Consider the following 25,787-nt stretch of genomic DNA (forward strand, 5'->3'; position numbering starts at 1 on the left):
ATCTTGCTTACATCAAATTTTATGGCAATTCAATTTGTGATCATTCCGCCGCCTGCGGAACCGAAAGATTGTCGAGGGACGACATGATGTGTTCCACCAAGGCATCTGTTACGCGGGAGTTATTGTGCCAGGATCGCATGATGCCAATCTCGCAGTCCGGAAGCCGAGGAAACCCATCCGCTTCTGTCAGAACCCGCATTCCTGAACGCAACGCAGATTCAGGTAAAACGGAAATTGCCAAGCCGGCCAAAACTGCAGCCCCAACAGCGGTTGAGTTCCAACTGGAATACAAAAGACGGTACTCGCGCAGCTGGTCCTCCAGCGCACTCAATGCAGCCTTGCGCCAGTCACATGTTGCACGGCCCAAGGCCATTGGTAGAACCGCTTCGTTTTCCGTTGCATGACGAGCAGACGCGACCCAGAGCAATGGTTCCCGGCGCAGGATCTCCACGTTTTTGCGCCCTTTTTTCTGAACGTGGGTGATGATTGCCACATCAAGCTCGCCCTCGCCGATCATGTCCGCAAGATTCGGCGTCGGCGCACATACAACACTCACTTCAGCCTTTGGATTGGATCTTGAAAACCTTGCGAGGATCTCTGGTAGAAACCGGTCAGCGTAATCATCCGGTGTGCCCAAACGAACCAGTCCAGCGAGTTCCGTGTCATCAAACGCCGCGAGTGTTTCATCGTTCAACTGCACAAGTCGTCTGGCATAGTGCAGGAGCCGTTCACCGTGTTCGGTCAGGCGGGACTGCCGCCCGACACGAACAAACAGCGGTTTTCCAATCCGCTCTTCAAGACGGCGCATCTGCATGGAGACCGCTGACTGAGTCTTGTGCACGTTGTCAGCAGCTTTGGTAAAGCTTCCGCTTTCTGCAATGGCAACAAATGTCCGCAGCTGATCCAAGTCTAACATGCCGCTTCACCGATAATTTCTGAAGATTCAAAATCGGAACCAAGCCATTCGAATTGGCTCGAATCCGCGAGTTTTTCCTAAGATACAGTCTTCATATCACAATATCTGATTATTCATATCAAAAACATTCGTTGGAATAATGGATTAATACATCGCATTTAGAGCGTGTTCCAAACAAAGGACTGCCCCAAGGGCGCGGAACAAGCAGCCGGAAATTCCTCCGGCGGCTCACAGGAGAATTACGCCATGTCACATATCGCACACCACCCCATTTTCGCTCTTTCCGGGCAGTTGGTTGCCCGTGCCCTGCGCGTGTTCAAGAACCGCCGCCAAATGGGCAAGCTCTCGGAGTTGAGCGACGCTGCATTGAAGGACATTGGACTGACCCGGAGCGATGTTCGACGAGCCATCGCGCTACCGGTCCACACCGACCCGGTACCTTTTTTGACGCAGATGGCCAACGGGCACAGCATCACCGCGCTGCAGCCTATGCCCCGTGCCGCCAACGAGGGTCCCAAAGCTCCGAGACTGACAGTTATTCCGGCACATCCCCGGTCGGAAATCGCAGCTTGATTGGAAATTGTTTAGCAGCCCCTGTCGGCAAGCCTTGCTGACGTCAACTGACCCGCCTTTTCGGCGGGTCTTTTTTTTTGTTCGTCTTATTTGCCGAGGTTTTTGGTAGCTGTCGCGAAGAAATCGTCAAACGCCTTGAACTGGCTGGACTGCAAGTCGCGCCCAGCCGACATCCAACCGGACACCATTTCATCGAATTCCGACGCCTCGTCTGTCTCGACCTCTTCATCGACCAGATCGTCTTCGAGCTCCGGCTCCAGCTCAGCTTCATCCTCGACATGGCGCGCCGCGGCAGGTTGCAGGAACGAGCCCCAGAAGGCATTCATTGCTTCCGTGTACCCTTGAAGGTAATCGATTGGAGCTGGCGCCCGTTTTGGCCGCCCGCGCGCAAAGCCGCGCAGGTAGGCATCCAACAGGACCTGAGCCTCCCCTTGCAAGAAAGGCCTCGCCACTTGTCCAAAGGCAAGTGTTGCCGCAACCGGCATCAACTCCTGCACAGCGTCTCGTTGAACCCCGGTCATTGTGGAAATCTGCGCAGCAACGGCCTGCTGAACGGCTTCCGGACCGAAGAATGGCGTCAGGGATTGTTGTGTGGGGGCTTGGAAAAATTTTGCATAATCAGCAAAGGGATTGCCGGAACCGGCTGACAGTTGCGCTGCCTGAGCAAACCAGTCTGGCATGCTTTTGCTCGGCGTACCGAAGTGCTGAAACCCGGACAGCGCGGCAGGCATCAGATGTTCCATGACACGATTAAGGTCGTCATTGGACCAGCCAAAGCGCTCTTGCATATCTTTGCTCAAGGAGAAGATATCGAACGGCGGCGCCGCCTTGTCATGTGCTGTCATCACGCTGCCTCGACTGTCTTGCGCAAGGCCCTGAGAAACAAGGCTATCTCGCTCACAGTGACTGCTTCATGGCAGAACGTCAATTGATCCCGGCAAAGCTTTTGCCGGGATAAGAAAAACCACTTAGGCTTTTGAGAGGATCAGTAGGCGTAATCCCTGAAGATCTGTGACAGATCTCCGTTCCACGATCCGTTGTACCGCTGAAGAAGAATGTCGGCCGGGCACATGCCTGCTGCAAGACCTTCCTCAACGGGTGCCAGATGGACCCGTTCATCCAGGTCGCCATCACTCATGCGGGCGCGGCGTTTGAGGCCTTCTTGAGACAACGCCAAGACGTCCTTGGCAACATCCAGCACGGTTCCAGTGCGGAACGGTGTCTGCAATGCGGTTTCCGGCACACCAGCCCGCAAAGCTGCCCGCTCTTCTGCTGTCCAGTCTTTCACCAGTTCAAACGCCTGATCCAGAACACAGGTGTCGTAGAGCAGTCCGACCCACAAGGCGGGCAGCGCGCATATCCGGCGCCATGGGCCACCATCGGCACCCCGCATCTCGATGTATTTCTTCAGCCGCACATCCGGGAACAAGGTCGACAAGTGGTTATTCCAGTCACCAAGACTCGGACGAGCATCCGGGATCTTGCCGTCTAGGGCCCCATTCATGAAGGCCCGGAACGTGGTTCCGGTGACATCGTGATATTCAGTGCCCCGCTTGACGAAATACATCGGCACATCCAGAGCCCATTCGACATAGCGTTCAAAGCCGAAGCCGTCGTCAAAGGCAAAGGGCATGTCGCCCGTGCGGTCCATGTCCGTATCGGTCCAGATCTGGGCCCGGAAGGACTTGAAGCCATTCGGCTTGCCGTTAGTGAACGGGGAATTGGCAAAGATTGCCGTCGCGATAGGCTGGAGTGCCAGACCGACACGCATCTTCTTGACCATGTCCGCTTCTGTTTCAAAATCCAGGTTCACCTGGATCGTCGACGTGCGGTACATCATGTCGAGGCCAAGGGATCCGACCTTCGGCATGTAATTTGTCATGATGTCGTAACGCGACTTCGGCATGCGCGGCATGTCTGCCCGGGCCCAGGTTGGCGCCATTCCAATACCCAGGAAACCGACTCCCAGCGGCTCTGCCACCTGACGGACATGGGCCAGGTGCTGGTTGGCTTCGCGGCAGGTCTGGTGGAGATTGTCGAGCGGCGCGCCGGACAATTCGAACTGGCCACCTGGTTCGATGGAGATCGCACCGCCGCCTTGATCATCAGCGAGGCCAATGATCTTTCCAGCATCCTCGATCCGTTCCCAACCGAGTAGGCGCTCCATGCCTTCCAGGACGGCTTCGACACCATTGGCGCCGCCGTAGGGGATCGGCGAATTGTCTTTTGTATTGAAGCCGAACTTCTCGTGTTCGGTCCCGATCCTGAAATCACTTGTCGGTTTACAACCCGCTTCCAGTGTTGCCGCCAGATCAGCGACCGTTTCAATCGGTGTGGCATCGACCGTATCGCGGGCCATACAACCATCCTTCAGTGTTTGCGGTGCAAATCATAAGGAGCCCAGCCCCCTTAAAACCGCGATGATCCGATGCCTTTTCCGGCGTTTATGAGTTCCGGTGATTTAGGAGTCTTGAAAGTAGAATGCAAGCGCAGATGCGACATGCAGGTGCGCCTCACGCAATCCTGAAGACCGTCAAAGCCTCCTCACGGCCCCTGAGTTTTACACGACCCAAGCTGGTTGCCTTCACTCCTTCAGGCAATTGCGCCATGGTGTCTCCGCTTGCAAGCGCAATTACCTTAGCACCTGGGTCAACGTGCTTGCCATACTCTTGCAGGCGGGCTGCAACGTTCACCGCATCACCGATGACCGTATAATTCATTCGCGAGGCAGAGCCGATATCACCAACAACGACCTTGCCAGTATGAATGCCAATCCTGAGGCGCATGTTCAACGCGCTGTCCTTTTCAATCTGCTCGGCCAATGCCGTGACAGCCGCGATTGCCTTGGAGGCATGGTCCGGTTGTTCGGACGGAGCCCCCCAAAATGCCATGACACCGTCACCAAGAAACTTGTCGATGGTCCCGTCCCTGTCGGCGATTACTTTTGAGACCGTTTCGAAATAGCCGTTCAGATAGGCCGCTGTTTCTTCTGCGCTCAAATTGGATGCCAAGCTGGTGAAGCCTGCAAGGTCCGTGAACACAATCGTCATTTCCCGGAGTTCAATGTTCCGGCTGTCGGTCATGCCTTCTTCGATCAGCCGGGTTACGAGCTGACGCGGCACATATTTGGCAAAGGCATTGAGTGCACCGATCGACCCGTTGAAGGCCTGATTAACATCATTGAGTTCAGCCAAAGGCGAAGACGGCAGACGATGTTCTTCATGAAATTCCAGCTTGCGGAGATCAGCGGCCGCTTCAGCCAACCGTCCCAGCGGACGCCCCAACTTGCGCCCAACTATGAAAGACAAGGCAGCTCCAGCGAGCAGCGCCGCCAATGCTGCGTAGAGCACCACCTGGGTCTGGTCCAATGCTTCTCCGAATTGGTCGGCTCGATAAAGCGTTCCGATGATCCAACCGTCGGCAGGTCCTGTGTCAAGCTCCGTGTAAATCGCGGTGTAGAAGCCGCCAAAAGCTGGAAACAAACGTCCGCTAATCTGTCCGTCAATCATGTGCGCCTGACGCCCTACATCCCAGATCAGGTGTAACGGTGTTTCCGTCATTTCTGTGAGCGATGGCAATGGCGTCTCCGGCGATGCCGAGTAATCCACTCCCTCCAAGCCGTGGACAACAATCACGTTGTTGCGGCCTGAGAGCAAAAACACTTGCTGTCGGCTATCCCAGGTCATGGTTCTGGCAACATCAAGAAACACGGCCCGCGGATAATGGACGAACAGGCTCTGACCGTTTCCAAGGTTCAATTCGGCAGTTTTCACGGCTTCCGCCTGCCCCTCGCGCCATTCAAATGCGGACCATGCAACGTCCGGCAATTCGTCGGCCGGCGCATCGTCCATGACCGATCGGCCAAGTTCAAACTCAGCATTTTCCGGAAGCAGCTTTTTATATGCCTCAAGATCGTCGCCGTTCAGGTGCCGCTGCATCGCCGCTGCATGAACTGCAATCGTGCGAAGCAGAACATCCTGCTCAGAGAAGAACTTCTCCAAAACAGCCTGATTGGCATTCAGGATTGCCGCGGCCTGCTGATCCAGCAAGCGGCCCGCAATACGCCGGTCCGCAGCGGCCATGTAAGCAATGATCAATCCGCAAATTGCGACTAGCAGCAGCGAGAAAACCAACCCGAGCGCCACACCAACCGGAATTCTGAAAGGTTTCCGGCCACGTCGCGAATGCATTGGCCCGCCGTGCTGGGAAAGGGCTGGAGAAGCGTTGCCTGGGGCAGAGATATCTTTGGCTGGGCGCTTCTCCTCGTCCATGGCTACTTCCAGTCTCCGACAGTTGCTTGGACAACAGCAAGGGCCGCGACTGCTGCCGTGTCGGCCCTTAAGATCCTCGGGCCCAACGGGATTGGGGTCACGAAATCCAGGTCTTTCAAAAGTGCGCGCTCGTCTTCCGAAAACCCGCCTTCCGGCCCGATGAGAATGGCCAACGGCGGTGGTCCGTTTTCTTTCAGCTGCACAAGGGTCAAAAGAGGATTGTTGGTCTCTTCGCCCTCATCGCAGAAAAGCAGTTTTCGCCCAGCGTGTGCCTCAGGCCATGCGGTTAGAACATCTTTGAGCGACATCGGAGACAAAACCGTAGGGACAGAAAGCACGCCGCATTGCTCGGCCGCTTCAATGACATTTGCCTCCATGCGCTCGACATTTACCCGGCTGGACTGTGTGTGCTGCGTCATGATCGGCATAAGACTGCCTGCCCCCATCTCGACCGCCTTTTGGACCATGTAATCCAAGCGTGCGTGCTTGAGCGGCGCAAACATGTAGATCAAGTCATTTGGCGCGGATTGTTCGCGCGTCCGTTCCATGAGTTGCAGCGAACAGGCGCGCCGGCCGCTGCTCTGGATCTTCGCCAGCCACTCACCGTCGCTGCCATTGAAGACCAGAACGTAGTCCCCGTCCTTTAAACGCAAGACGTTCAAAAGGTAGTTCGCCTGCCCGCGATCCGCTTCGATACGGGCGCCATCAGCCAGGATGTGACGCAGAAAAAGACGTTGCATATTAAACTCGTATTTCCCCATGCGTTTTAGGTAGGCGGTGGAATGTGCTCGATTCAAGGCGGATTTTTCAAAACGTCAGATGCTTCACAGCATTCCTGTTTCCAGGCGACTTTCAATCCTCGGGACTGTTTTAAAAGCTGCGGGCCTTGATTTTTGGTGCCCGTTCAGATGAGTAGGACATCAATTTACGATAACCGGGAAAGCAATTCACGTGGGACAGTTTGCCGACGATGTCTCCAAGATCCATGAGCTCCTGTCCGGAGTTCTGGAACCGACACCTCTCCAATACAGCCAATATCTGTCCGACCTCCATCAGGCCGACATCTGGCTCAAGCGGGAAGACCTTACCCCGGTGCGCAGCTACAAGGTGCGCGGCGCCTATGCCTTTATCCATCAGGCCTTGGACAAAGATCCAGACTGCGCTCTTTTCGTGTGCTCTTCCGCAGGCAATCATGCGCAGGGCTTTGCCTTTGCCTGCCGGCATTTCGGCAAGCCGGGCATCGTCTTCATGCCGCTCACAACACCTCAACAAAAAATCCAGAAGACCCGATCTTTTGGCGCGCCGCTCGTAGACATCAAACTGATTGGTGACGGCTTTGACGCCGCGAACAAGGCCGCTCTGGAATACTGTGCTCAGAACAATGGCCTGATGGTGCCGCCGTTTGATCACGAAACAATCATTCTGGGGCAAGCCACCGTCGGCAAGGAAATCGTGGAACAGACCCCTGATGGCACCAACTGGGACCGGCTCATCCTTCCGGTCGGCGGAGGCGGACTATCTGCGGGCGTCAGCCGTTATTTTTCCGAAAGAGGGCTCACCGCGAAATTCAGTTTGGTCGAGCCGGAAAACGCTCCCAGTCTTTACAACAGCCTCCGAGCAAATGAGCGGGTGCGGCTTGACTGGGTCGATAACTTCGTCGATGGCGCAGCGGTTGCCCAAATCGGCGCAGAAAACTTCAATCAGCTCTCCACCTTCGCACCAGATGACGTGATCCTCGCCCCCACCGACGGTGTGTGCGCGACCATGATCGATATGCTCAACATTGAGGGGATTGTGCTGGAGCCGGCAGGAGCACTGGCTATTGATGCACTCAATCGGCTCCCCACGGAGCAGGTGAAGGGGAAGAAAATCGTCTGTGTGGTTTCGGGCGGCAACTTCGATTTCGAGCGTCTGCCGGAGGTGAAAGAGCGGGCGCTAAAGTTCTCCGGCCTCAAAAAGTACTATGTCATCCAATTGCCACAGCGTCCGGGCGCATTGAAAGACTTCCTGTCTTTGCTGGGCCCGGACGATGACATTGCCCGGTTTGAGTACCTGAAAAAATCTGCCCGCAACTTTGGCTCGGTTCTTATAGGCATTGAGACAAAACAGCCGGAAAATTTCCAAACTTTGCACGACAGCTTCGACCGGTCTGACATTCGCTGGGAAGACATCACCGACAATGAGGCAATCGCGAACTTCGTGATTTGACCTAGTGACCTGCCCTTGACCGGCGTCATCCCAACCGCCAATTTCACGGGGCAAAAGGGAATCACGCAATTGGCCGATACTTCATCCAACGTCGCTGAGTTTTCCGTTTCGGAAATCTCGTTTTCCATCAAACGCACGATGGAAGACGCATTTGGCTATGTGCGGGTGCGCGGCGAGTTGGGACGGATTTCGCGGCCGGGATCGGGCCACATTTACTTGGATCTGAAGGATGACCGTGCAGTTCTGTCCGGTGTTATCTGGCGCGGCGTTGCATCCAAACTGAAGATCCAGCCAGAACAAGGTCTGGAGGTTATCGCAACGGGCAAGATCACAACGTTCCCGGGCCAATCCAAATACCAGATGGTCATCGACGCACTGGAACCGGCAGGCGCCGGCGCGCTGATGGCCTTGCTTGAAGAGCGCAAGAAGAAGCTTGCCGCCGAGGGCCTCTTTGCCGAAGAGCGCAAACGTCCGCTGCCATCTTTGCCAAATGTAATCGGCGTAGTGACATCCCCCACCGGGGCGGTGATCCGCGATATCCTGCACCGCATCTCCGACCGGTTCCCGGTCCATGTCCTTGTGTGGCCCGTCCGGGTGCAGGGCGAAACAAGCGGTGCGGAAGTTGCCAACGGCATCCGGGGCTTTAACGCCTTACAGCCTGGCGGGGCGATTCCACACCCGGACCTCGTTATTGTTGCCCGGGGCGGTGGCAGCATCGAAGACCTGTGGGGCTTCAATGAGGAAGCTGTTGTCAGGGCAGCGGCGGAAAGCCAGATCCCCCTGATTTCGGCCGTTGGCCACGAGACCGACTGGACATTGATCGATCTGGCGGCAGATCTCAGAGCTCCAACGCCGACCGGGGCAGCCGAGATTGCGGTTCCGGTCAAGGCAGAGCTGATGTCCATGGTCGATGATCGCGCGCGACGACTGTCGACCGGCTTGCAGAGGTTTGTCGGGTCGCGGCGAACGGAGCTGCGCGCCGCAAGTGCTGCCCTCCCCGCCCCACGAGATTTGCTGGCTTTGCCCAGGCAACGGTTCGACACGGCAGCCAACAGCCTGGAACGCGGCCTGATCGTGAACACCAAGCATCACCGTTCCACGTATCAGAACGCTTCGGCCCGCTTGTCCCCCATCGTGCTCACGCGGCTCAGCACAAAGGCACGGCAAGATCTTTTGGTTGCTGGGGATAGGCAACAGCGGGCCCTATCTGTCGGGATTGCGCAAAAACGCCAGGCGTTTGACGCTGTTGTGGCACGATTGACACCCTCTCGGCTGTCTCAGCAAACCGCCCTTTCCAAGGAACGCGTAACTGGCTTCGGCGACCGGCTTGACCGGGCTTACCTGACCCGGCTTAAGGACAGTGCAGCCAAGCTGGACGGCTTGCAGAAACTTTTGAAGTCGCTTTCCTACAAGGATGTGCTCGCCCGTGGCTATGCCGTGGTGCGCGATGCTGAGGGCCAACCGATCCGATCCGCTTCCGCGATTGAGACTGGTGCAGCGCTGTCCGTTGAACTGGCCGACGGTACACTTGATGCTGTTGCCATGAGCGGCGGCTCAGCGCCGAAAAAACCCAAAACCTCCGCGCCCAAAAAAGCAGCTTCACAAAAACCCGCCGCTGGCCAAGGCAGTCTGTTTTAGGACTGTTTTTTGCGGCCTGCTCTACCCGCTAATCATGCATATTGCGAAACCGCTCAATTTGAAAACTATTTTATCCATTCCTTTTCTGAACACTTAATTCGCCGCCCCTAGACTGCCGCTTCAAGAAAAGAGCTCAATGGAAGGACCGCACCGGCGGAGACCACACCGGGGCGTCCTTACATGAAAGTCTCACCGGTTAAATGACGGGTTATAGGCAATGCGCTTAACGTCTAACGACTTGCAAAAGCAGTTGGAACAGCAAAACACGACTCGAGGCCTGTCGGTGCCGCAGGTTGCCTCAACAACATTCACTGCTCCTGCTTACACTGCCGCGACACGAGAAACCAAACCCGGCAAAATGTCTTGCCTTTGGTCTGCAATATGTTTCGTAGGAGGAACCTTGTTCGGCTTCCGCGGCCGGGTCTCCCGTCTCGACTACTGGATTATCGGATCGGCCTACACGGTCACATCCATCATTGGCTACATTGCCTTTGCCCAAGCCGCAGGCTCTTTCAATTGGGGAGACATTGCTTCTACCAGCCATGACATCGGTTTTGTGCTCCGGTTCCTGACGTTCTGTTTCGTCATGATGATGCTGCGCTTCTCTCTCGAAGCGCGCCGGTTTCAAGACCGTGGTGTGACAGGGTATTGGTACTTGGGTTATCTCGTTCCGTTTCTGAACATCTATTTGCTGTTGGCCAACAGCCTGATGCCGGGAACCAAGGGCGCAAATCGCTACGATCTTTGATCACGGACTTGCCCGTTAAAAAGCCGCCGGAAATCCGGCGGCTTTCTTTGTGAATGAACTCGGCCTTAGATCTACCCCATCAACGATGGCAGCCAGGTGATGATCGACGGGAAGGCGAGCAAGCCGGCAATCGTCAGAACGTCTGCGATGAAGAACGGGATACAGCCGCGGAAGACTTCCTGAACCGGGATGTCCGGGCGCACGCCCGACACCACGAAACAGTTCAGCCCAATAGGCGGTGTGATCAGACAGAGCTCCGCCATCTTCACCACCAAAATTCCGAACCAGATCGCACATGCTTCGCCCGACATGCCAAATGTACTGTCGGCTGCAGAAACACCCTCGCCGCCATTTAGCGCCATCACCGCAGGATAGACTACCGGCAGGGTCAGGATCAGCATGCCGATCGCATCCATGAACATGCCCAGCACGGCATAGGCCAGCAGAATGCAGATCATGATCAGCCACGGAGAGAACTCCAGGGCGACGATGAAATCCCGGAACGCTTCCGGCAAGCCGGCAAAGCCCAGAAAGCGGACATAGACCAGAACGCCCCAGATCAGGGTGAAGATCATGACCGTCAGCTTGGCTGTCTCATGAAGCGCCTGACCGAGTTGCTGGAACTTCATGCCCCTTGCAAATGCGACCATCAGAACCACGAAGGCGCCGAGTGAGCCGGCCTCTGTTGGCGTGGCCAGCCCGAAGAAGAACGAGCAGAAGATAATTCCGATGACCGCCACAATTGGCAGCGTGCCCGGGATGCTCTCAAACCGCTGTTTCCAGGTGAACCCCTTAATGGCCGGTGCATCGCCGCGCCAGGCAGACACCCCAACAATGATCGCCACATAGATCAGTGCGGAAAACACACCTGGCAAAAAGCCTGCGATCAAGAGTTTGCCGACCGACTGCTCTACAAGGATCGCGTAGATGACCAGGATTGCTGATGGCGGGATCAGAGATGCCAGCGTACCGCCTGCTGCCACAACAGCGGCGGACAGTCTTGGCGAGTATCCCTCTTTGAGCATCTCCGGGATCGCAACGCGGGCAAAAACCGCAGCCGTCGCCACAGATGCACCGGATACGGCTGCAAAACCTGCCGTAGAGAAGACCGTGCCAACGGCCATACCGCCCGGCATCCAGCCAAGCCAGCGTTTCGCAGCCTCAAACAGCTGTTTCGTGAAGCCTGCATAGAACGCCAGGAACCCGATCAGAATGAAGGTCGGCAAAACCGACAGGGCATAGGTGACGGATTTGGAATGCGGAATCGTTCCCGCCATTTTGAGTGCAACAAAGAAGCCGCGCTCAATACCCATTTTCAGCGAGAAATGTAGAATTAGGCCAACCAGCCCTACGAAGGCAGCGGCAAAAGCCACCCGGACACCCATGATGACCAGGACCAGCAAGACGCCGGTCATCAGGAGACCTACTTCAAACGGTGTCATTTGGTGTCTCCTGCAACAGCGTCGTCGCCAAAAGCTTCTTCGATTTCATGTTGGGCGACCTTTTCAACGTCCTCGATGACAGGGACGGCAACCGGCTCACGGTCCGGATTGCGGACCAGGCGGGCATATCCGTAAATTTGCATGAGGAGGCGCAAGAACAGCAGGCTCAACGCAACGGGAATTACGAGTTTCGATGGCCAAGTCGGCAACCGGATATCCATGGTGCTGTCACCAATCGACCAGGACCGGTCGAAGTGGAACCAGGAACCCCAGATCAACAGAGCGACCGTAAAGGCGATCACGATCACACCGATCATTTCGCAGATGTATAGTGCTCTGCCGCGTAGTTTGCCGAGTACGATTTCCATCCGGATGTGACCACCAACTCTTTGGCAATATGCCACACCGGCAAAGGCAAAAATCGCCATGGCCTGTTCGGTGATGTCGATGAAACCCGGGATCGGCGTGTTGAAGAACAACCGGCCCAAGACCTGGGCAACAGCCAAAAACATCAGTGACAAAATGGAGAAGGCAGCGATCATGTTGAATCCGTTTTCAACGTGACCAAGCCATCCATCGAACCGGATATATGTTGTGGGGCGGTAGGTGTCTGAACCGCCCAATTGAGGAGAAGTGTTCATGAAATCAGCCCTGTGGAAAGTCTCCCCGGCAGTTGGTGCCGGAGAGACATCTTCGAGTTCAAGTGAGGCTGACGTTATTCAGCGATGGTCTTTTTGACCATGTCGAGCAACTCTTGAGCCGGCAAACCGTTAGCGGTTTGCTCTTCAATCCAAGCAGCGTGGATCGGACCGGCCTTTTCGGCAAATGCCGACAGTTCCTCATCAGAGAATTCAACCTGCTGAATGCCAAGCTTGTCCAGCTCCGGCCACCACTTGTCGTAAACCTTGGCGTAGGTAGCCAGGTAATGGTCGAGGGCCGGATCGACGGAAGAGTCGAGGGCGGCCTTGAAGTCATCCGGAAGCGCTGCGTAGGCGTCTGTATTGACAACGATCGGGCAATGAACGGTGCCCGGATTCAGGTTCTTGGTCCACCAATCGGCCACTTCAACGACCCGGAAAGACAGGTGCGCATGTGGTGCAAAGCCAGCGGCCTGCACTGTGCCGGAGTCAATCGCCTGATAGGTTTCAGATGCGGTCACGGATGTCGGAACAGCGCCAGCTGCTTCCATCAGTTTGCCGAGACCACCAAGGGCGCGCACACGCATGCCATCGAAATCGGAAACGGAAGCCGGTGCATCCCCTTTGCCAGCAAAATTGTACTGCGGCATTGGAGACGGCATCAGCAACTTGGCGTTCCAGCGGCCGAGATCCTGCTGGACTGCCGGATGCTCATAGAGCGCCTTGGAAACCTTTACTTCGGTCTCAAGATCGGAAACGCCCAGGAACGGCAGTTCAAGAACGGTCAATGTCGGGTTTTTGTCGGCGTGGTAAGATGCGCAGAACTGAGCCATCTCGAAAGCGCCGAAGGAGATACCATCGAGGTTCTCACGGGACTTGGACAGCGCGCCACCATAGTGCAGGACGATTTCAAACTTGCCGTCGGTCTTTTGAGCGACCTGCTCAGCAAGCTTCTCGACATGCTCGGTGAACGCCCGGCGCTTGCCCCAAAGGGACACGTTCCAGGTGACATCGGCAGCGAAAGTTTCAGTTGCGAAAATAAGGGCAAGGGCGCCCGCGGAGACCGCGGTCGCGGCTTTGAGTGACGTGAGCATGAAATCCTCCCAGATTATTGGCTCAATCTCTTGACCACCCGGCCAGCAATGAGGGGCTGACCAAGTCAGAGCCTGATAAGCATGACCCGTGCCAGCTTCAATTGACAACCGAAAACTGGGCAAACTGGCGGCTTTTTCGGGCTCAGCGCAAAACTACCGCAGTGCACCTAGGCGAGATCTTGCCGATGCTCATATTGCGTCGGCGATTTTTCGCCGATCGCCAAGTTTCAGGCGGCTCCCGTTTCCGGGTCGCTCGCTTGATCCCGGCTCAATCCGAGCCGTGCCATCTTCTCGTTGAGCGTCCGGCGAGGCACGTTCAGCTCGCGCATGACATCGGCAACCTTGCCACCATGACGCCTCAAGGCTCCTTCGATCAAGGACCGTTCGTAAGCGTCCATGAGATCCTTCAATCCACCTGCTCCCATCGGCGAAGCGTCATCGCGCCGGCCGGTGACGAGCGTTTCCAGAGGTTGCGGGTTGACCTGCGCGTTCAAAACGAACCGCTCGGCCGCATTGCGCAGTTCACGGACGTTGCCCGGCCATCCGTAGGTTTGCAAAAATGCTTCATCAAGCGCGCTCGGCGTTGGAGCCTCCATGGCATATTGAACTGCAAACCGGTTGAGAAACGTATCAAACAACAAGATGCTGTCACGGCCGCGTTCCCTCAAAGGCGGAATGACGAGTTCGATTGCATTCAACCGGAACAATAGATCTTCTCGCAACCGGCCGGAAGCCACCGCTTCCCGCGGATCAACGTTAGCCGCGCTCACCAGCCGGATATCGACGTCAACGGGCCGGTGGCCTCCAATCCGGTCAACTTTACGCTCTTGCAGCACCCGAAGCAGTTTTGCCTGGAGCGGCAGCGGCATGGATACAATTTCATCCAGAAACAAGACACCGGAGTTCGCGGCCTCGATCCGGCCGATCCGTTGCCGGTCTGCACCTGTAAATGCCCCGGCTTCGTGGCCAAAGAGTTCGGCTTCGACCATGGTCTCCGGCAACGCGGCCGCGTTGATCGCCATGAACGGAGCGTCCTTGCGCGCGCTGTAATCATGCAGCGCCTGAGCGATCACTTCCTTTCCCGTCCCGGTTTCACCGGTGATCAGAACCGCGGCATCGGTTTGCGCAAAATGCAGGATCTGTTGCCGCAGCGCTTGCATTGCCGGGCTGTTGCCGATCAGCCGGCTTTCAAGACTGGAACTGTCCGCGATCTGGGTCTTCAACGCCCGATTCTCCAGAACAAGCGCGCGGCGGTTGCACGCCCTGCGAACGACTTCCGCAATCAAGTCCGGATCGAAAGGCTTTTCGACAAAGTCATATGCACCGGCGCGCATCGCTTCCACGGCCATTGGAACGTCGCCATGGCCGGTGATCAGGATAACCGGCAGATCACCGTCCAGTTCTCCAACCCTGCGCAGCAAGGTCATGCCGTCGTCACCATCTAGCATCACGTCCGTGACGATACAGCCACCAAAATCCGGGCTCAGAACCGCCATGGCTTGGTCGGCCGTTGCCACCTCGATCGTCTCAAAATCGGCAAGCCGGATCCATTGACGAAGCGCTGCGCGCATGGACGGATCGTCGTCAACAATCAGAACCGGGGTGTTCGTGGATTGAGAGGGTTTTGAATTAAGCGTTGTCATTCAGCAACTTCTGCTTCCAGACGGACAAAAGATGCATCCGTCATTTCTGCCGATTTGACAGCCGGCACCGTGAGTTCAAAGGCAGCGCCGCGCGGCAGGTTGGCGGAGACCGCCAAATCACCGCCGAGGTCTTCTGCAATTCGCATGGAGATGGCCAGACCCAGCCCCATCCCTTCCGCACTTGTTTTGGTTGAGAAAAACGGATCGAAAATACGTTCCCGTAGATCCATGGGGATCCCTGGGCCGTTATCGAGCACCCGCACGACAACCGTGTCCCCAGTCTCAACGATATGCAGCCGGACTTCACCACTGTCTTCTGTGGCGGCCGCATCGGCTCCGTTGCGCAACAAGTTGACCAGTATTTGCTCTATCCGAAGCGGGGCCGTCTCAACGATCAAGGGCTGATCCGGCATCTCGATTTTCAGAGTAACACCTGTTTCTTCAAACCTGGGACGGACAATTTTTTCCGCCGCCAAAATGCTGTCTCGAAGGTCGACGGTTTCGATCCGGCTCTCGCCCGGACGCGCAAACCTCTTGAGCTCTTGAGTCAGGCTCGCCATGCGCATCTGAAGGGATTCAATCTCCTGCAGGTTTTCTGCAGCCGTGTGGGTATCCCCTTTTTCTAGGAACTTGCGGGTGCCTGCCACAAACATTCTGAGCGCCGCCAGGGGCTGGCTCAGTTCATGAACGACAGCAGCCGACATTTCACCAACCGCTGCGAGACGGCTGGAGCGCGCAAGGCCCCGTTGCGCTTCCAGAAGTGCGTGTTCCACGCGCCGGCGCTCCTTGATTTCCCCAACCAGCCGCTGGTTCAGTTCTTTCAAATCCGCTGACTCCTGGCGAAGCGCAGCGGACGCCCGGCGCAGCCTTTGCCCGCGCAAGCCAAGCACAATCACCGCATAGAGGAGGCAAAGCGTCAGGGTAATCACCCAAATCGGCAGCAGGCTCTTGTGCGCTTCTGCCTGCGGCACGAGGAAATGCAGTTTCCAACCGAGCAGATCCACATCGGTCGAGTTGTGCCGATAGGCCTGCCCGTCAATGGTCAGCTGCTTTGGGCCGGTCACCGGCGCGTCACTGATCGGGGTCAGCGGTTCATTTGCGTATTTCTGACTGCTGGCAATGGCATCCCGCGTAGCCATTGGAAGCTCGGCCAAAGTCCGATAGCGCCACTCCGGCTGGCTAGACAGAAAAATCACACCGTCTGCATCGGTGGCAAAGACGAGCTCTCCACCTTCCGCCCAGGCGTTTTCAAGCTCGCTGGTATCTACTTTAACGACGGCAACCCCAACCGGATCTCCGTCGACCGGCGTCGGCCGCGCCAGGAACAAACCGGGACGGCCAGTGGTCAAACCAATGGCAAAAAACTGCCCCTCCTCACCTCGCATCGCCGCCGTAAAGTATGGCCGGAACCCATAGTTCCGGCCGACGAGGGAAAGCGGTTTTTGCCAGTTGCTGGCCGCCAGCGTTGTCCCGGCAGCGTTCATGACATAAAGAAGGTCTGCACCCGAATTTTCCGCCATTTCTTCCAGAAAACGATTGGCGCTCTCTACCGGCTGACCAAGGCCAATTGCTGCCGTGGCGCGTGGATCCCGAGCAATCATGTAAGGAAGGTAGCGGTATTTCTGGTATTCGCCGATGATGGTTTGCCGGTACAGCGTCAACCGTTCTGCAGCTATGCGGTCGACGTTATCATCATCCAGTTCCTGGAAGACGTAAGCGAGCACAGCCGCGGCGACCACCATGAAAACAGGCGGCAGCAAGAGTATGAGCCAACGGGTCGACATGGTTTCTTATTACCGATTTTTTTCCTGGCCGCCAGCACACGCCTATTCCAAACCTGAATTGATAAGGGTCAAAGACGCCAAATTGCGGAGGCATATAGATTTTTCACAAGGCTGGGGCAAAACTGACTGCCAGCCATAGGAGGGTATTATGCCAATTAAAGATATTTTGACGGTCCTGGATTTGGCGGGCGATCAGCCGGCAGCAAAATATGCTTTGGAGTTCGGCCGTGTTCATGATGCACATGTAACTGGCCTCGCGGTTTCGTTTGAACCGGTTGTTCCGGCATTTGCCGCAGCTCCGATGCCCGTCGACTATCTTCAAGCAGCCCATGATCAGGCTATCGCAGCAGCGAAAGACGCCAAAGACCAATTCGACGAATTTGCCCGGCTGGCCGGCGTCAAAAGCGAAAGCCGTTTGGCAGAGATCCTCACAGGCGGACCGCTCGATAATGTTCTGGCGCATTGCCGGCCCACAGACCTTGTGGTGATTGGCCAGAGCAATCCGGACAAACCGGAGCCAATGCGCGAACTTCTGATCGAAACAATCCTTTTCGAAAGCGGCGTCCCGGTTCTGCTGGTGCCTTATATCGGCAGCAAAACTTTTGAGCCGAACAACGTGCTGATTGGCTGGGATGGCAGCTCGACGGCGACGCGGGCCATTCACGCTTCGATCCCGGTGCTTGAAAAGGCCGACAAGGTCACAGTCCTGGTCATCGAGAAGAAGGCAAACTCTGAGGCTGGTCAGCCCGGTGCGGAAGTTGCCAACTATCTCGCCCGCCACAACATGAATGTAACGATCGACGTCGTCTCCAACCCTCAGACAGGCGTTGCGGACACGGTCCTCAATTATGTGACAGACAACAACAACGACCTGGTCGTGATGGGTGGATACGGGCATAGCCGGATGCGTGAGTTCCTGTTCGGCGGCGCAACCCGCGAAATTCTGGAAGCCATGACAGTGCCTGTGCTTATGGCCCACTAACGGCCTGTCGATATGCCGCAATCCCGCACCCAACTTTTTTGGGTGCGGGTATTTTTTTGTCTTAAATCTCCGCTAGTGTTCGATTTGCCTGCTGTTGACCGGGAAAGGATCCCGACGTGACCATCCGCAATCTCGATGGTTTTTTTGCACCGACGTCCATCGCTGTCCTTGGTCCTTGCCGCCATCCCGGCGTTTTGACAGACAAGCTCATCGAATGCCTTCAGGCCATCGAAACCCAACACAAGGTTACACTGGTCGAGATTGATTATTCGGTGCCGTTCAACGGGACCAGCGTCCCATCTTTGGCCGATTTGGACAACGCACCCGATCTGGTGATCTACCTCGCCAAGGCCGAACATCTGCCCAAGGTGATTGAAGAACTCGGAGACCGCGGAACGCGCGCGGTTCTAATCCCCTCGCCCGGTTATGAAGACTGGCCGGAGCCAATCATGCAGGCCTGCCGGGAGGCTGCCCGCAAGACCACGCTTCGGTTGATCGGACCAGGCAGTCTTGGCATTTCCGTTCCGGCAAAGGGGCTGAATGCACTGTTGAGTGCCGAAGTGCCCGGCAAGGGCGACATTGCTTTTTTCTCCCGGTCCGGCGCTGTTTTGAATGCAACACTGTCCTGGGCTAAGACCCACAACACCGGGTTTTCATCAATCGTCTCACTCGGCGCGCGCATCGACGTCGATGTCAGCGACTTGATTGATTATTTCGCACAAGACTATCGGACCCGTGCCATTGTCCTTCATCTGGAAGGCGTCGCAGTTCCGCATAAGTTCATGTCTGCCGCCCGGGCCGCAGCCCGCGGCAAACCAGTCATCGTGCTTCGCTCCGGACGCAGCCGTGATACAGGCGGGACGGGCAGGACGCACGCCGGTCGTCTCGCAAAGTCGGATCTTGTTTATGAAACCGCGTTCCGGAGAGCAGGGCTCCTTCGGGTTTACGACCTTGACGAGATGTTCGAGGCGCTTGAAACGCTGTCTCATGTCCGCGTTCCTCAATGCCGGAACCTTGCTGTCATTGCGAACGGCCGGAGCCTGGCAAACCTTGCGTATGACCGGCTAGACGCCCTCGGCGCTCAATTTGCATCGCTGAGCCCGGAGACGCTTGAACACCTGCAGCCGTTCCTTGGCCCGTCGAACGATCTGGACGATACGTCAGCCGCGCAAGCGTCCGTCATCTTGCGCGAAGCAACAGCCGCCGAAGATCTTACGGAAACGATCATGACTGTCTTGAAAGACAAGAATGTCGATGGTGCGGTTGTCCTGCAGGCCGCAAGTGCGTTCCAGCCACTCCCCGTCCTGGCAACGGCCGTTGCTGAAGCTGCGACCTTGGACCGGAAACGGCCGGGCCGGCGGAAAGCCCTGGTTGCCGGGCTGATCGGCGGCGACAGTGCAACCCGCGAAGTTCTGACGGAAGCCAAGGTGCCGAATTACGCAAGCCCTGCGGAAGCCGCTCGAAGCCTGATGCATCTGGCGCATGATGCTCAGGCTCGGGAATTCCTGATGGCGGCCCCACCGAGTTTGCCGGCCAATTTTACGCCGAATAGTGCAAAGGCCCGGGCAATCGTCGAAGCGGCCCTCGCGGAAGACCGCATTTGGCTCACACCGAAGGAAGTCTGCGATATCCTGGCGGCCTATGACATTCCGATCATGGCGACCGATATGGCAGAAAAGCCTGAGGATGTCGGCGCTTTGTCGGAGCCATTTTTCAAGACGGCCAAACACTGCGTTGCCAAACTCATTTCCCCCGACTTACCCTTCAAATCAAAGATCGATGGTGTCCGGCTTGGTCTGGAAAACCCAGCGACCGTTGAAGACGCAGCGCGCGAATTGATCGCCAAGACGCAGAAAGACTACCCGGACGCCCGCATATCGGGTGTTTCCGTGCACCCCATGCTTGAAGACCGGCACGGGCTCGAGCTTTATCTTGGTCTTGCTGAAACCCCTGAATTCGGCCCGGTGCTTGTGTTTGGTCAAGGGGGCACGGCTATTGAAGAAAGCGAGGACATCGCCTTTGAGCTGCCGCCGCTCGATCTCAAATTGGCCGAAGCGCAAATCGACCGGACCCGGATTTCACGCCTCTTGGACGGCGGCCCGTCCCGTCCCTCACTCGACAAACCAGCTCTTGCAGAAGCACTGGTCAAACTCTCTCAGATTACGATCGACATTCCGGAAATTCAGGAACTCGACATCAATCCGATGGTGTTGCTGCCGAGCGGATTAATCGCCCTGGACGCGCGTATGACCCTGTGCCACCCGGAGAAAAAACCGGGCCGGACAGGCGGATCGAGATTGGCGATCGCGCCTTACCCCAAGGAGTGGGAACAAACACTGACTGTGAAAGGCGGACGGCAGATTTTCGTCCGGCCTGTTCGGCCGGAAGACGAAGACATGTTCAAGGCATTCTTTGAGCAGATTTCACCGGAAGACCTTCGCCTGCGTTTCTTCGCTCCGGTTCGCGAATTCAGCCACCGGTTTCTCGCCCGTCTGACACAGCTTGATTACGCCAGGGCCATGGCATTCACCGCCCTTGATCCGGACGACGGATCGCTTCTGGGTGTCGTCCGCCTGCACGCAGATCCCGACCACCAGACCGGCGAATATGCCGTCATGGTCCGCTCGGACCTGAAGAGCTTCGGCCTTGGCTGGGCCCTCATGAAACTGATCATCCGGTATGCCAAAGCCGATGGGATTCAGACCATCAAGGGTGAAGTCCTAAAGGAGAATACGTCGATGATCTCCATGTGCCAAGCGCTCGGCTTCAAGATCACGACATCCCTCGACGATCCCGGGATCTCCAACGTGGTGTTGCCCGTCAGCGATCTTCCAGAAGACGACAGCTGACCCCTGGGCGCGCCGGGCGATTCGATAAAATCGCCCGACGTTTTGTTTTTCCGTAAGTGATCTGAGATTACTTCTGCTGAGCTGCGGTCCGGATTTGTGAAAGGCTGGCCGCCGGCGTAATCGCTTCCGGATCCAGCTTCAGATGCAGGATCGCCGGTTTGCCGGAGGCACGCGCCCGCTCAAAGGCCGGACCGAATTCATCCGTGGTTTGCACCGTCTCGCCAAAAGCGCCATAGCAGTGGGCCAACGCCGCAAAATCCGGATTGACCAGTTTGGTGGCGGACGGGCGGCCTGGATACGTCCGTTCCTGGTGCATGCGGATGGTACCGTACATGCCGTTGTCGATGACCAACAGGACGATGTTGGCGCCGTCCTGACAGGCTGTTCCGAACTCCTGCATGGTCATCTGCAAGCAGCCGTCGCCGGCAAAGCAAACAACCTCACGTTCTGGAAATGTCAGCTTGGCCGCAACGGCTGCCGGCAGGCCATACCCCATTGATCCGGATGTTGGCGCCGCTTGGGTTCCAAACCGGCGAAAGCGGTGAAAGCGATGCAGCCAGGTGGCGTAGTTTCCTGCCCCGTTGGTGCAAATGGCATCTTCAGGAAGATTGTTTTCCAGCCAGTCCATGACACCTGACATCTGGAGATCGCCCGGCGTTTGCGGACGGGCACCGGACCACTCCAGATAATCCTGGTGTGCCTTGGCGGCTGCGCCTGCCCCTTTGAGCTCGGCTGGCGGTTGGAGGCCTTCGACCGCCTTGCAGAACCCGGTCGGGCTGGCATTGATGGAAAGATCAGCGCGGTACACCCGGCCAAGCTCTTCCGGATCAGCATGAACATGCACCAGCTGCTGGGTCGGCGACGGGATATCCAGCAAGGTGTAGGACTGGCTCGGCATTTCAGACAAGCGGCCGCCCACCAACAAAATCAGATCTGAGGATTTTACACGATCCAGCAGTTTCGGATTGATCCCGATGCCAACATCGCCGGCATAGTTCGGATGCAGATTGTCGAACAGCATTTGCCGGCGGAAGGAACAGGCCACCGGTAGATCGAAGCGCTCGGCAAAACGGGTAAACGCGGCAACCGCATCTTCTGACCAGCGGCTTCCGCCGAGAATCGCAATCGGGCGTTCCGCTTCCCAGAGACGCTTTTGCAGATCCGCCATCTGAGACAGTCCCGGATGCGTTTCGACCTGTTGCCAGGCCGGTGGCTGAGCCGCATCGGCGAGTTCAACGAGCGTGTCTTCTGGAAGCGCCAGAACGACAGGTCCCGGACGGCCGGAGGTCGCGACGTGATACGCGCGGGAAATAAATTCAGGAACACGGGAAGCATGATCGATTTCGGCCACCCATTTGGCGATACCGCCAAACATTTGCCGGTAGTCGACTTCCTGAAAAGCTTCTCTTTCGCGCATGCCGCGCTCGATCTGGCCGATGAACAGGATCATCGGTGTGGAGTCCTGGGCTGCCACATGAACACCCGCGGAGGCGTTGGTGGCGCCCGGGCCACGCGTCACCATGCAGATCCCCGGTTTGCCTGTCAGTTTGCCGTGTGCATCCGCCATCATTGCGGCGCCACCTTCCTGACGGCAGACCGTGACCGGGATCGACGCATCATGTAGGGCATCCAGAACGGCAAGGTAGCTTTCGCCGGGCACGCAATAGACCCGCTCTGCACCATGGCGTTCAAGAGCGTCCACCAACAATTGGCCACCGGTTTTCTGTGTCATGTTCATTATCCCGAGCCTAAAAAACTGATGGTCATTCTATAGCGTAACAAACACATTCGGGTGAGAGGGAATTATCAGATTAATTGGCAATAAGATCATTCCAATTGGTAAGAAACTTAAGTCCCATTCAAAACAAAAAGAGCGCCGAAAATGGCGCTCTTTCGTGATTGTTTGCAACCAGTGTTGAGATCAGATGGATTGAACCGTCACGACTTGGAAGGTGTGCAAGTCCCCATCCTCATCCTTGATCGACACATATTCACCCGGTGTGAAAGCGTGTGTCCCAAACCGGTATCCAGCCTCGTCATCGTCGTCGCCGTCGATGTCATAGTGAAACGCCCAAGACCCGCCTGGGCGGTGGATCAAGTGACCGATTTCCTCTACTTCATCGCCCCAGAACCGCCGGACACGGCAATGATCGCGCTCCTTTTTCCAGAGCCCAGCATCGATATGCCCGGTCTCGTCCAAAGGTGCCGTGAATTCATACCCATGGCGCGCCGAGCCTTGCGGGAACTCTTTCGTCCGGGCCAGGTTCAGCCTGATCTTTTTCAAAGCTGGAAAGTCGCTCATGGTGCCCTCCTTATGCTGACATTGAAATCTATATGTGCCACATCGCTGTTGCCTGACATTGAGAAGAATCAAATCTGTGAACGCCCTTAAGCGGCAGACTGCGCGTTGACAGATGAAGGACCCGATATGGATCATGCAGAGACACAGACCGAAGCGTTTGCCTTTCTTAACAGTCTTCCGTCTGACGATCCGGCGCGCCCGGATGTTGTTCGCATCGACACGCATGCGAACATCGTGTTTCTCTTGGGGTCCAAGGCCTACAAGGTCAAACGGGCTGTGAAGTTCCCTTTCCTGGACTATTCGACATTGGCGCTGCGCGAGGAGGCCTGCAAAGCGGAAATCACGGTCAATCAGGCCAACGCTCCGCAAGTGTACCGGCGCGCGTTGGCGATCACACGCCAAAGGGACGGGTCACTGGCCTTGGATGGCACCGGAGAGCCCGTCGAGTGGGCTGTCGAAATGAACCGGTTCGAACGCCGGGACGAGCTGGATATCCTGGCTAAATCCACCGAGTTCTCCAACGATCTTTGCGACAAGCTCTCCAAGATGATGGTGGACGCACACGCCAATGCCCCGCTTCGCAAAGGCGGTGACTTCTTTGCAGAACTCACGTCCTACATAGAGCAAAATGACACGGCTTTCCGGGAACATCCGGACCTGTTCCCGCCGGACGACGTTCAACACCTGACGCTTGCTTCGCGTACCGCGCTCTCCTCAATTCACGATCTGATTCTAAGACGCGGGGATATGGGCTTTGTGCGGCGCTGTCATGGCGACGCGCACCTGCGAAACATCGTACTGATCGAGGATGCATTGGTCTTGTTCGATGCTGTGGAGTTTTCCGACGCCATCGCGACAAATGACGTCTTGTACGATCTGGCGTTCTTGTTGATGGATCTCTGGGAGCGTGGTCAAAGAACAGCGGCCAATCGGGTCTTCAATCGGTATTTGGACTTGAGCGATCTACCCGAACACCTTGAGGGTTTGGCCGCGCTGCCCTTCTACATGATGATGCGCGCTGCAATCCGATCCAAGATCGCAGCGGCTTCCGCGCTTAATCAAGCCGATCCCGTCACCAAAGAACATCAGCAAAACCAGGCGAAAGAATACTTCGGCTATGCCTTGGCTTTCCTGGAACCCACGCCGACAAAACTGATCGCTGTCGGCGGGTTGTCCGGCACCGGAAAAACCACACTTGCCTATGGGCTCGCTCCTGATGTCGGCCGCGCACCAGGTGCGCGGGTCCTGCGAACAGACGTCAAACGCAAACGTCTGCTCGGCCTTTACGAAACAGAAAAGGCCCCGCAAAGCGCCTACACGAAAGAAGCGTCAGACAAGGTCTACCAAGCTATCGATAGCGATATTCAAACCGCACTGGCTGCCGGACATTCTGCAATTTTTGATGCCGTCTTTGCATCCGAGGACGAACGTGCCGCGATCGAGACCATAGCCGCCCGGGTGGAATCCGAGTTTCACGGCATCTGGCTAGACGCTGATCCCGATACGCTCAAAAGCCGCGTTGCCGCCCGGTCCGGCGATGCATCGGATGCGACGACCGAAATTGTCGACCGGCAACTGACTTATGATCTTGGCACCCAGTCCTGGGAAACGATCGACGCCGGCGGACCGGCGCAGATAACGCTGGAGCGGGCCAAGTCTGTGATCTAGATCCCGGCGGCCCGCATGCCGGCGGCGGCTGCCGCGGCGCAGAAAACGGCAATGTATTCCTTGCGAAGCTTGATCTGTGCAGCTGCAGCAACAATCAGGCAGAGCCCCACCGCAAGTCCGCCCTGCAACACGATCGGCAAGATGGTCGAAACGATGATCGCGCCGGGCAAAGCTTCGAGACCACGGCGAACCCGCTGGGTCAAAGGAAGACGGCCCATGACCCAATACCCACCGGCACGTAATGTATATGTTGCAACAGTCATGCCGAGCACGGCCAGCATAAACATTGCATCTGCGGAAAACATGCCATCAGTCATCGAGATAAGCCCCCGCCAGCGCTCCGGCTATTGCGCCGGTAAAAATACTCCAATACCCGCCGACCAGGGCCCATGTCGTTGTGGCAACTGCCCCTGCAACCAGCCAGCTGACGGTCTGGCGTTTTCCCTTCCAAAGTGGCACCAGAAGAGCGGCGAAGAAGGCAGGCAAAATGACGTCCAGGCCGAAAGCTTTGGGATCAGAAATAAGGCTTCCTGCGAAATAGCCGGGGATGACAGACAGCGACCACACAGTCCAGGTGAACAAACCGCTGCCGAGATAGACGCCCCAGTCGCGGGTCCCCTTCTCGTATTCGGAAAGAGAAATGAGCCAGTTCAAATCGGTCAGGAAATAGAGGGCTGGGTAGGTCTTGTAGGCCGGCACCTGTCCAAGCCAGGGACGCAGGCTTGCGCCGATCAGCAGCATTCGCATGTTCACGGCAGCGGTCACGCCGACCATTGCGATTAGCGAGCCCCAGGTCAGGGGATCACTATAAACTTCCATCGCGACGAATTGGCTGGCGCCGGCAAAAACCAGCGAATTGATCATAATCGTTTCCAGAAAAGTCAGGCCCTTTTGCGCCGCGACGGTTCCAAAAACCATGCCCAGCGCGACCACACCGGGAAACCCCGGCATACACAGCAAAGCCCCCTGCACACAGCCCTTGAAGCTGAGCGTGACATTCCGTTCCAACATAAAATTCCTATTGCCAGCCA

21 protein-coding genes are annotated in these 25,787 nt (G+C 56.7%); 7 read left to right on the forward strand and 14 right to left on the reverse strand.

The genetic code is table 11. The features are described 5' to 3' along the window. Positions 1–40: 40 nt before the first annotated feature. The gene (locus ACVDG4_RS10615) at positions 41–916 is read right to left on the reverse strand and encodes a LysR substrate-binding domain-containing protein (protein WP_133948492.1); all 876 of its coding nucleotides are present in this window, start codon (positions 914–916) and stop codon (positions 41–43) included. A 246-nt stretch (positions 917–1,162) separates the two neighbouring features. On the opposite strand from ACVDG4_RS10615, the gene ACVDG4_RS10620 reads away from it, so the two are divergent. Beyond that, positions 1,163–1,489, forward strand: coding sequence for a DUF1127 domain-containing protein (locus tag ACVDG4_RS10620; protein ID WP_306149839.1), 327 nt, complete (start codon positions 1,163–1,165; stop codon positions 1,487–1,489). An 86-nt stretch (positions 1,490–1,575) separates the two neighbouring features. Here ACVDG4_RS10620 and ACVDG4_RS10625 read toward each other — a convergent pair whose 3' ends face one another. From ACVDG4_RS10625 to ACVDG4_RS10640, 4 genes are all read right to left on the reverse strand, one after another. Beyond that, positions 1,576–2,334 (reverse strand): DUF937 domain-containing protein, encoded by a 759-nt coding sequence (locus ACVDG4_RS10625; protein ID WP_409689087.1) that lies wholly within the window; start codon positions 2,332–2,334, stop codon positions 1,576–1,578. A 140-nt stretch (positions 2,335–2,474) separates the two neighbouring features. Further along, complete coding sequence (locus ACVDG4_RS10630; protein ID WP_447235017.1) at positions 2,475–3,848, reverse strand: glutamate--cysteine ligase; 1,374 nt, start codon at positions 3,846–3,848, stop codon at positions 2,475–2,477. A gap of 154 nt (positions 3,849–4,002) precedes the next feature. After that, a complete protein-coding gene (locus ACVDG4_RS10635) occupies positions 4,003–5,760 on the reverse strand; it encodes an adenylate/guanylate cyclase domain-containing protein (RefSeq protein WP_447235018.1) in 1,758 nt (585 codons plus the stop codon). 2 nt (positions 5,761–5,762) lie between these two features. Beyond that, entirely contained in the window at positions 5,763–6,521 is a 759-nt protein-coding gene (locus tag ACVDG4_RS10640; protein ID WP_447235109.1) for a 16S rRNA (uracil(1498)-N(3))-methyltransferase, read from the reverse strand. Positions 6,522–6,711: 190 nt separating this feature from the next. Between ACVDG4_RS10640 and ilvA the strand changes: the two genes are divergently transcribed. The 3 genes from ilvA (at position 6,712) to ACVDG4_RS10655 (ending at position 10,354) form a co-directional block, all read left to right on the forward strand. Next, positions 6,712–7,968: a threonine ammonia-lyase IlvA gene (gene ilvA, locus ACVDG4_RS10645; protein WP_447235019.1), complete on the forward strand. Its 1,257-nt coding sequence runs from the start codon at positions 6,712–6,714 to the stop codon at positions 7,966–7,968. A 69-nt stretch (positions 7,969–8,037) separates the two neighbouring features. After that, on the forward strand, positions 8,038–9,606 hold the full coding sequence (gene xseA / locus ACVDG4_RS10650; RefSeq protein ID WP_447235020.1) for an exodeoxyribonuclease VII large subunit: 1,569 nt from the start codon (positions 8,038–8,040) through the stop codon (positions 9,604–9,606). Positions 9,607–10,006: 400 nt separating this feature from the next. Continuing rightward, positions 10,007–10,354, forward strand: a complete 348-nt coding sequence (locus ACVDG4_RS10655) for a DUF805 domain-containing protein (RefSeq protein WP_447235021.1) — start codon at positions 10,007–10,009, stop codon at positions 10,352–10,354. Positions 10,355–10,425: 71 nt separating this feature from the next. Here the strand turns inward: ACVDG4_RS10655 and ACVDG4_RS10660 are convergent, their stop codons facing one another. From ACVDG4_RS10660 to ACVDG4_RS10680, 5 genes are all read right to left on the reverse strand, one after another. After that, positions 10,426–11,796 (reverse strand): TRAP transporter large permease, encoded by a 1,371-nt coding sequence (locus ACVDG4_RS10660; RefSeq protein ID WP_447235022.1) that lies wholly within the window; start codon positions 11,794–11,796, stop codon positions 10,426–10,428. Next, on the reverse strand, positions 11,793–12,437 hold the full coding sequence (locus tag ACVDG4_RS10665) for a TRAP transporter small permease subunit (RefSeq protein WP_447235023.1): 645 nt from the start codon (positions 12,435–12,437) through the stop codon (positions 11,793–11,795). Before ACVDG4_RS10665 ends, ACVDG4_RS10660 begins: the two co-directional genes overlap by 4 nt. A gap of 74 nt (positions 12,438–12,511) precedes the next feature. Next, complete coding sequence (locus ACVDG4_RS10670) at positions 12,512–13,528, reverse strand: C4-dicarboxylate TRAP transporter substrate-binding protein (protein WP_133948512.1); 1,017 nt, start codon at positions 13,526–13,528, stop codon at positions 12,512–12,514. Between the two features lie 227 nt (positions 13,529–13,755). Further along, positions 13,756–15,171, reverse strand: coding sequence for a sigma-54-dependent transcriptional regulator (locus ACVDG4_RS10675; protein WP_447235024.1), 1,416 nt, complete (start codon positions 15,169–15,171; stop codon positions 13,756–13,758). Further along, positions 15,168–16,955, reverse strand: a complete 1,788-nt coding sequence (locus ACVDG4_RS10680; protein ID WP_447235025.1) for a sensor histidine kinase — start codon at positions 16,953–16,955, stop codon at positions 15,168–15,170. Before ACVDG4_RS10680 ends, ACVDG4_RS10675 begins: the two co-directional genes overlap by 4 nt. 148 nt (positions 16,956–17,103) lie before the next feature. Between ACVDG4_RS10680 and ACVDG4_RS10685 the strand changes: the two genes are divergently transcribed. After that, positions 17,104–17,937 (forward strand): universal stress protein, encoded by an 834-nt coding sequence (locus tag ACVDG4_RS10685; RefSeq protein ID WP_306149827.1) that lies wholly within the window; start codon positions 17,104–17,106, stop codon positions 17,935–17,937. Between the two features lie 116 nt (positions 17,938–18,053). Continuing rightward, complete coding sequence (locus tag ACVDG4_RS10690; RefSeq protein WP_447235026.1) at positions 18,054–20,786, forward strand: bifunctional acetate--CoA ligase family protein/GNAT family N-acetyltransferase; 2,733 nt, start codon at positions 18,054–18,056, stop codon at positions 20,784–20,786. Positions 20,787–20,853: 67 nt separating this feature from the next. Here the strand turns inward: ACVDG4_RS10690 and ACVDG4_RS10695 are convergent, their stop codons facing one another. Together ACVDG4_RS10695 and ACVDG4_RS10700 are read right to left on the reverse strand one after the other, a co-directional pair. Continuing rightward, positions 20,854–22,518, reverse strand: coding sequence for a thiamine pyrophosphate-binding protein (locus ACVDG4_RS10695; RefSeq protein WP_447235027.1), 1,665 nt, complete (start codon positions 22,516–22,518; stop codon positions 20,854–20,856). 189 nt (positions 22,519–22,707) lie between these two features. Further along, positions 22,708–23,088 (reverse strand): hypothetical protein, encoded by a 381-nt coding sequence (locus tag ACVDG4_RS10700; RefSeq protein ID WP_008193842.1) that lies wholly within the window; start codon positions 23,086–23,088, stop codon positions 22,708–22,710. Positions 23,089–23,214: 126 nt separating this feature from the next. On the opposite strand from ACVDG4_RS10700, the gene ACVDG4_RS10705 reads away from it, so the two are divergent. Next, positions 23,215–24,756 (forward strand): bifunctional aminoglycoside phosphotransferase/ATP-binding protein, encoded by a 1,542-nt coding sequence (locus ACVDG4_RS10705; protein ID WP_447235028.1) that lies wholly within the window; start codon positions 23,215–23,217, stop codon positions 24,754–24,756. On the opposite strand, the gene ACVDG4_RS10710 is transcribed toward ACVDG4_RS10705, so the two are convergent. Beyond that, on the reverse strand, positions 24,753–25,073 hold the full coding sequence (locus ACVDG4_RS10710) for a branched-chain amino acid transport AzlD family protein (protein WP_166672684.1): 321 nt from the start codon (positions 25,071–25,073) through the stop codon (positions 24,753–24,755). The genes ACVDG4_RS10705 and ACVDG4_RS10710 overlap by 4 nt on opposite strands. Beyond that, positions 25,066–25,767 carry an AzlC family ABC transporter permease gene (locus tag ACVDG4_RS10715; protein ID WP_133948524.1) on the reverse strand — a complete coding sequence of 234 codons (702 nt, stop codon included), beginning with the start codon at positions 25,765–25,767 and terminating at the stop codon, positions 25,066–25,068. The genes ACVDG4_RS10710 and ACVDG4_RS10715 overlap by 8 nt, the downstream gene beginning before the upstream one ends. Positions 25,768–25,787: the final 20 nt, after the last annotated feature.

The sequence above is a fragment of the Roseibium sp. MB-4 genome, from assembly GCF_053005265.1.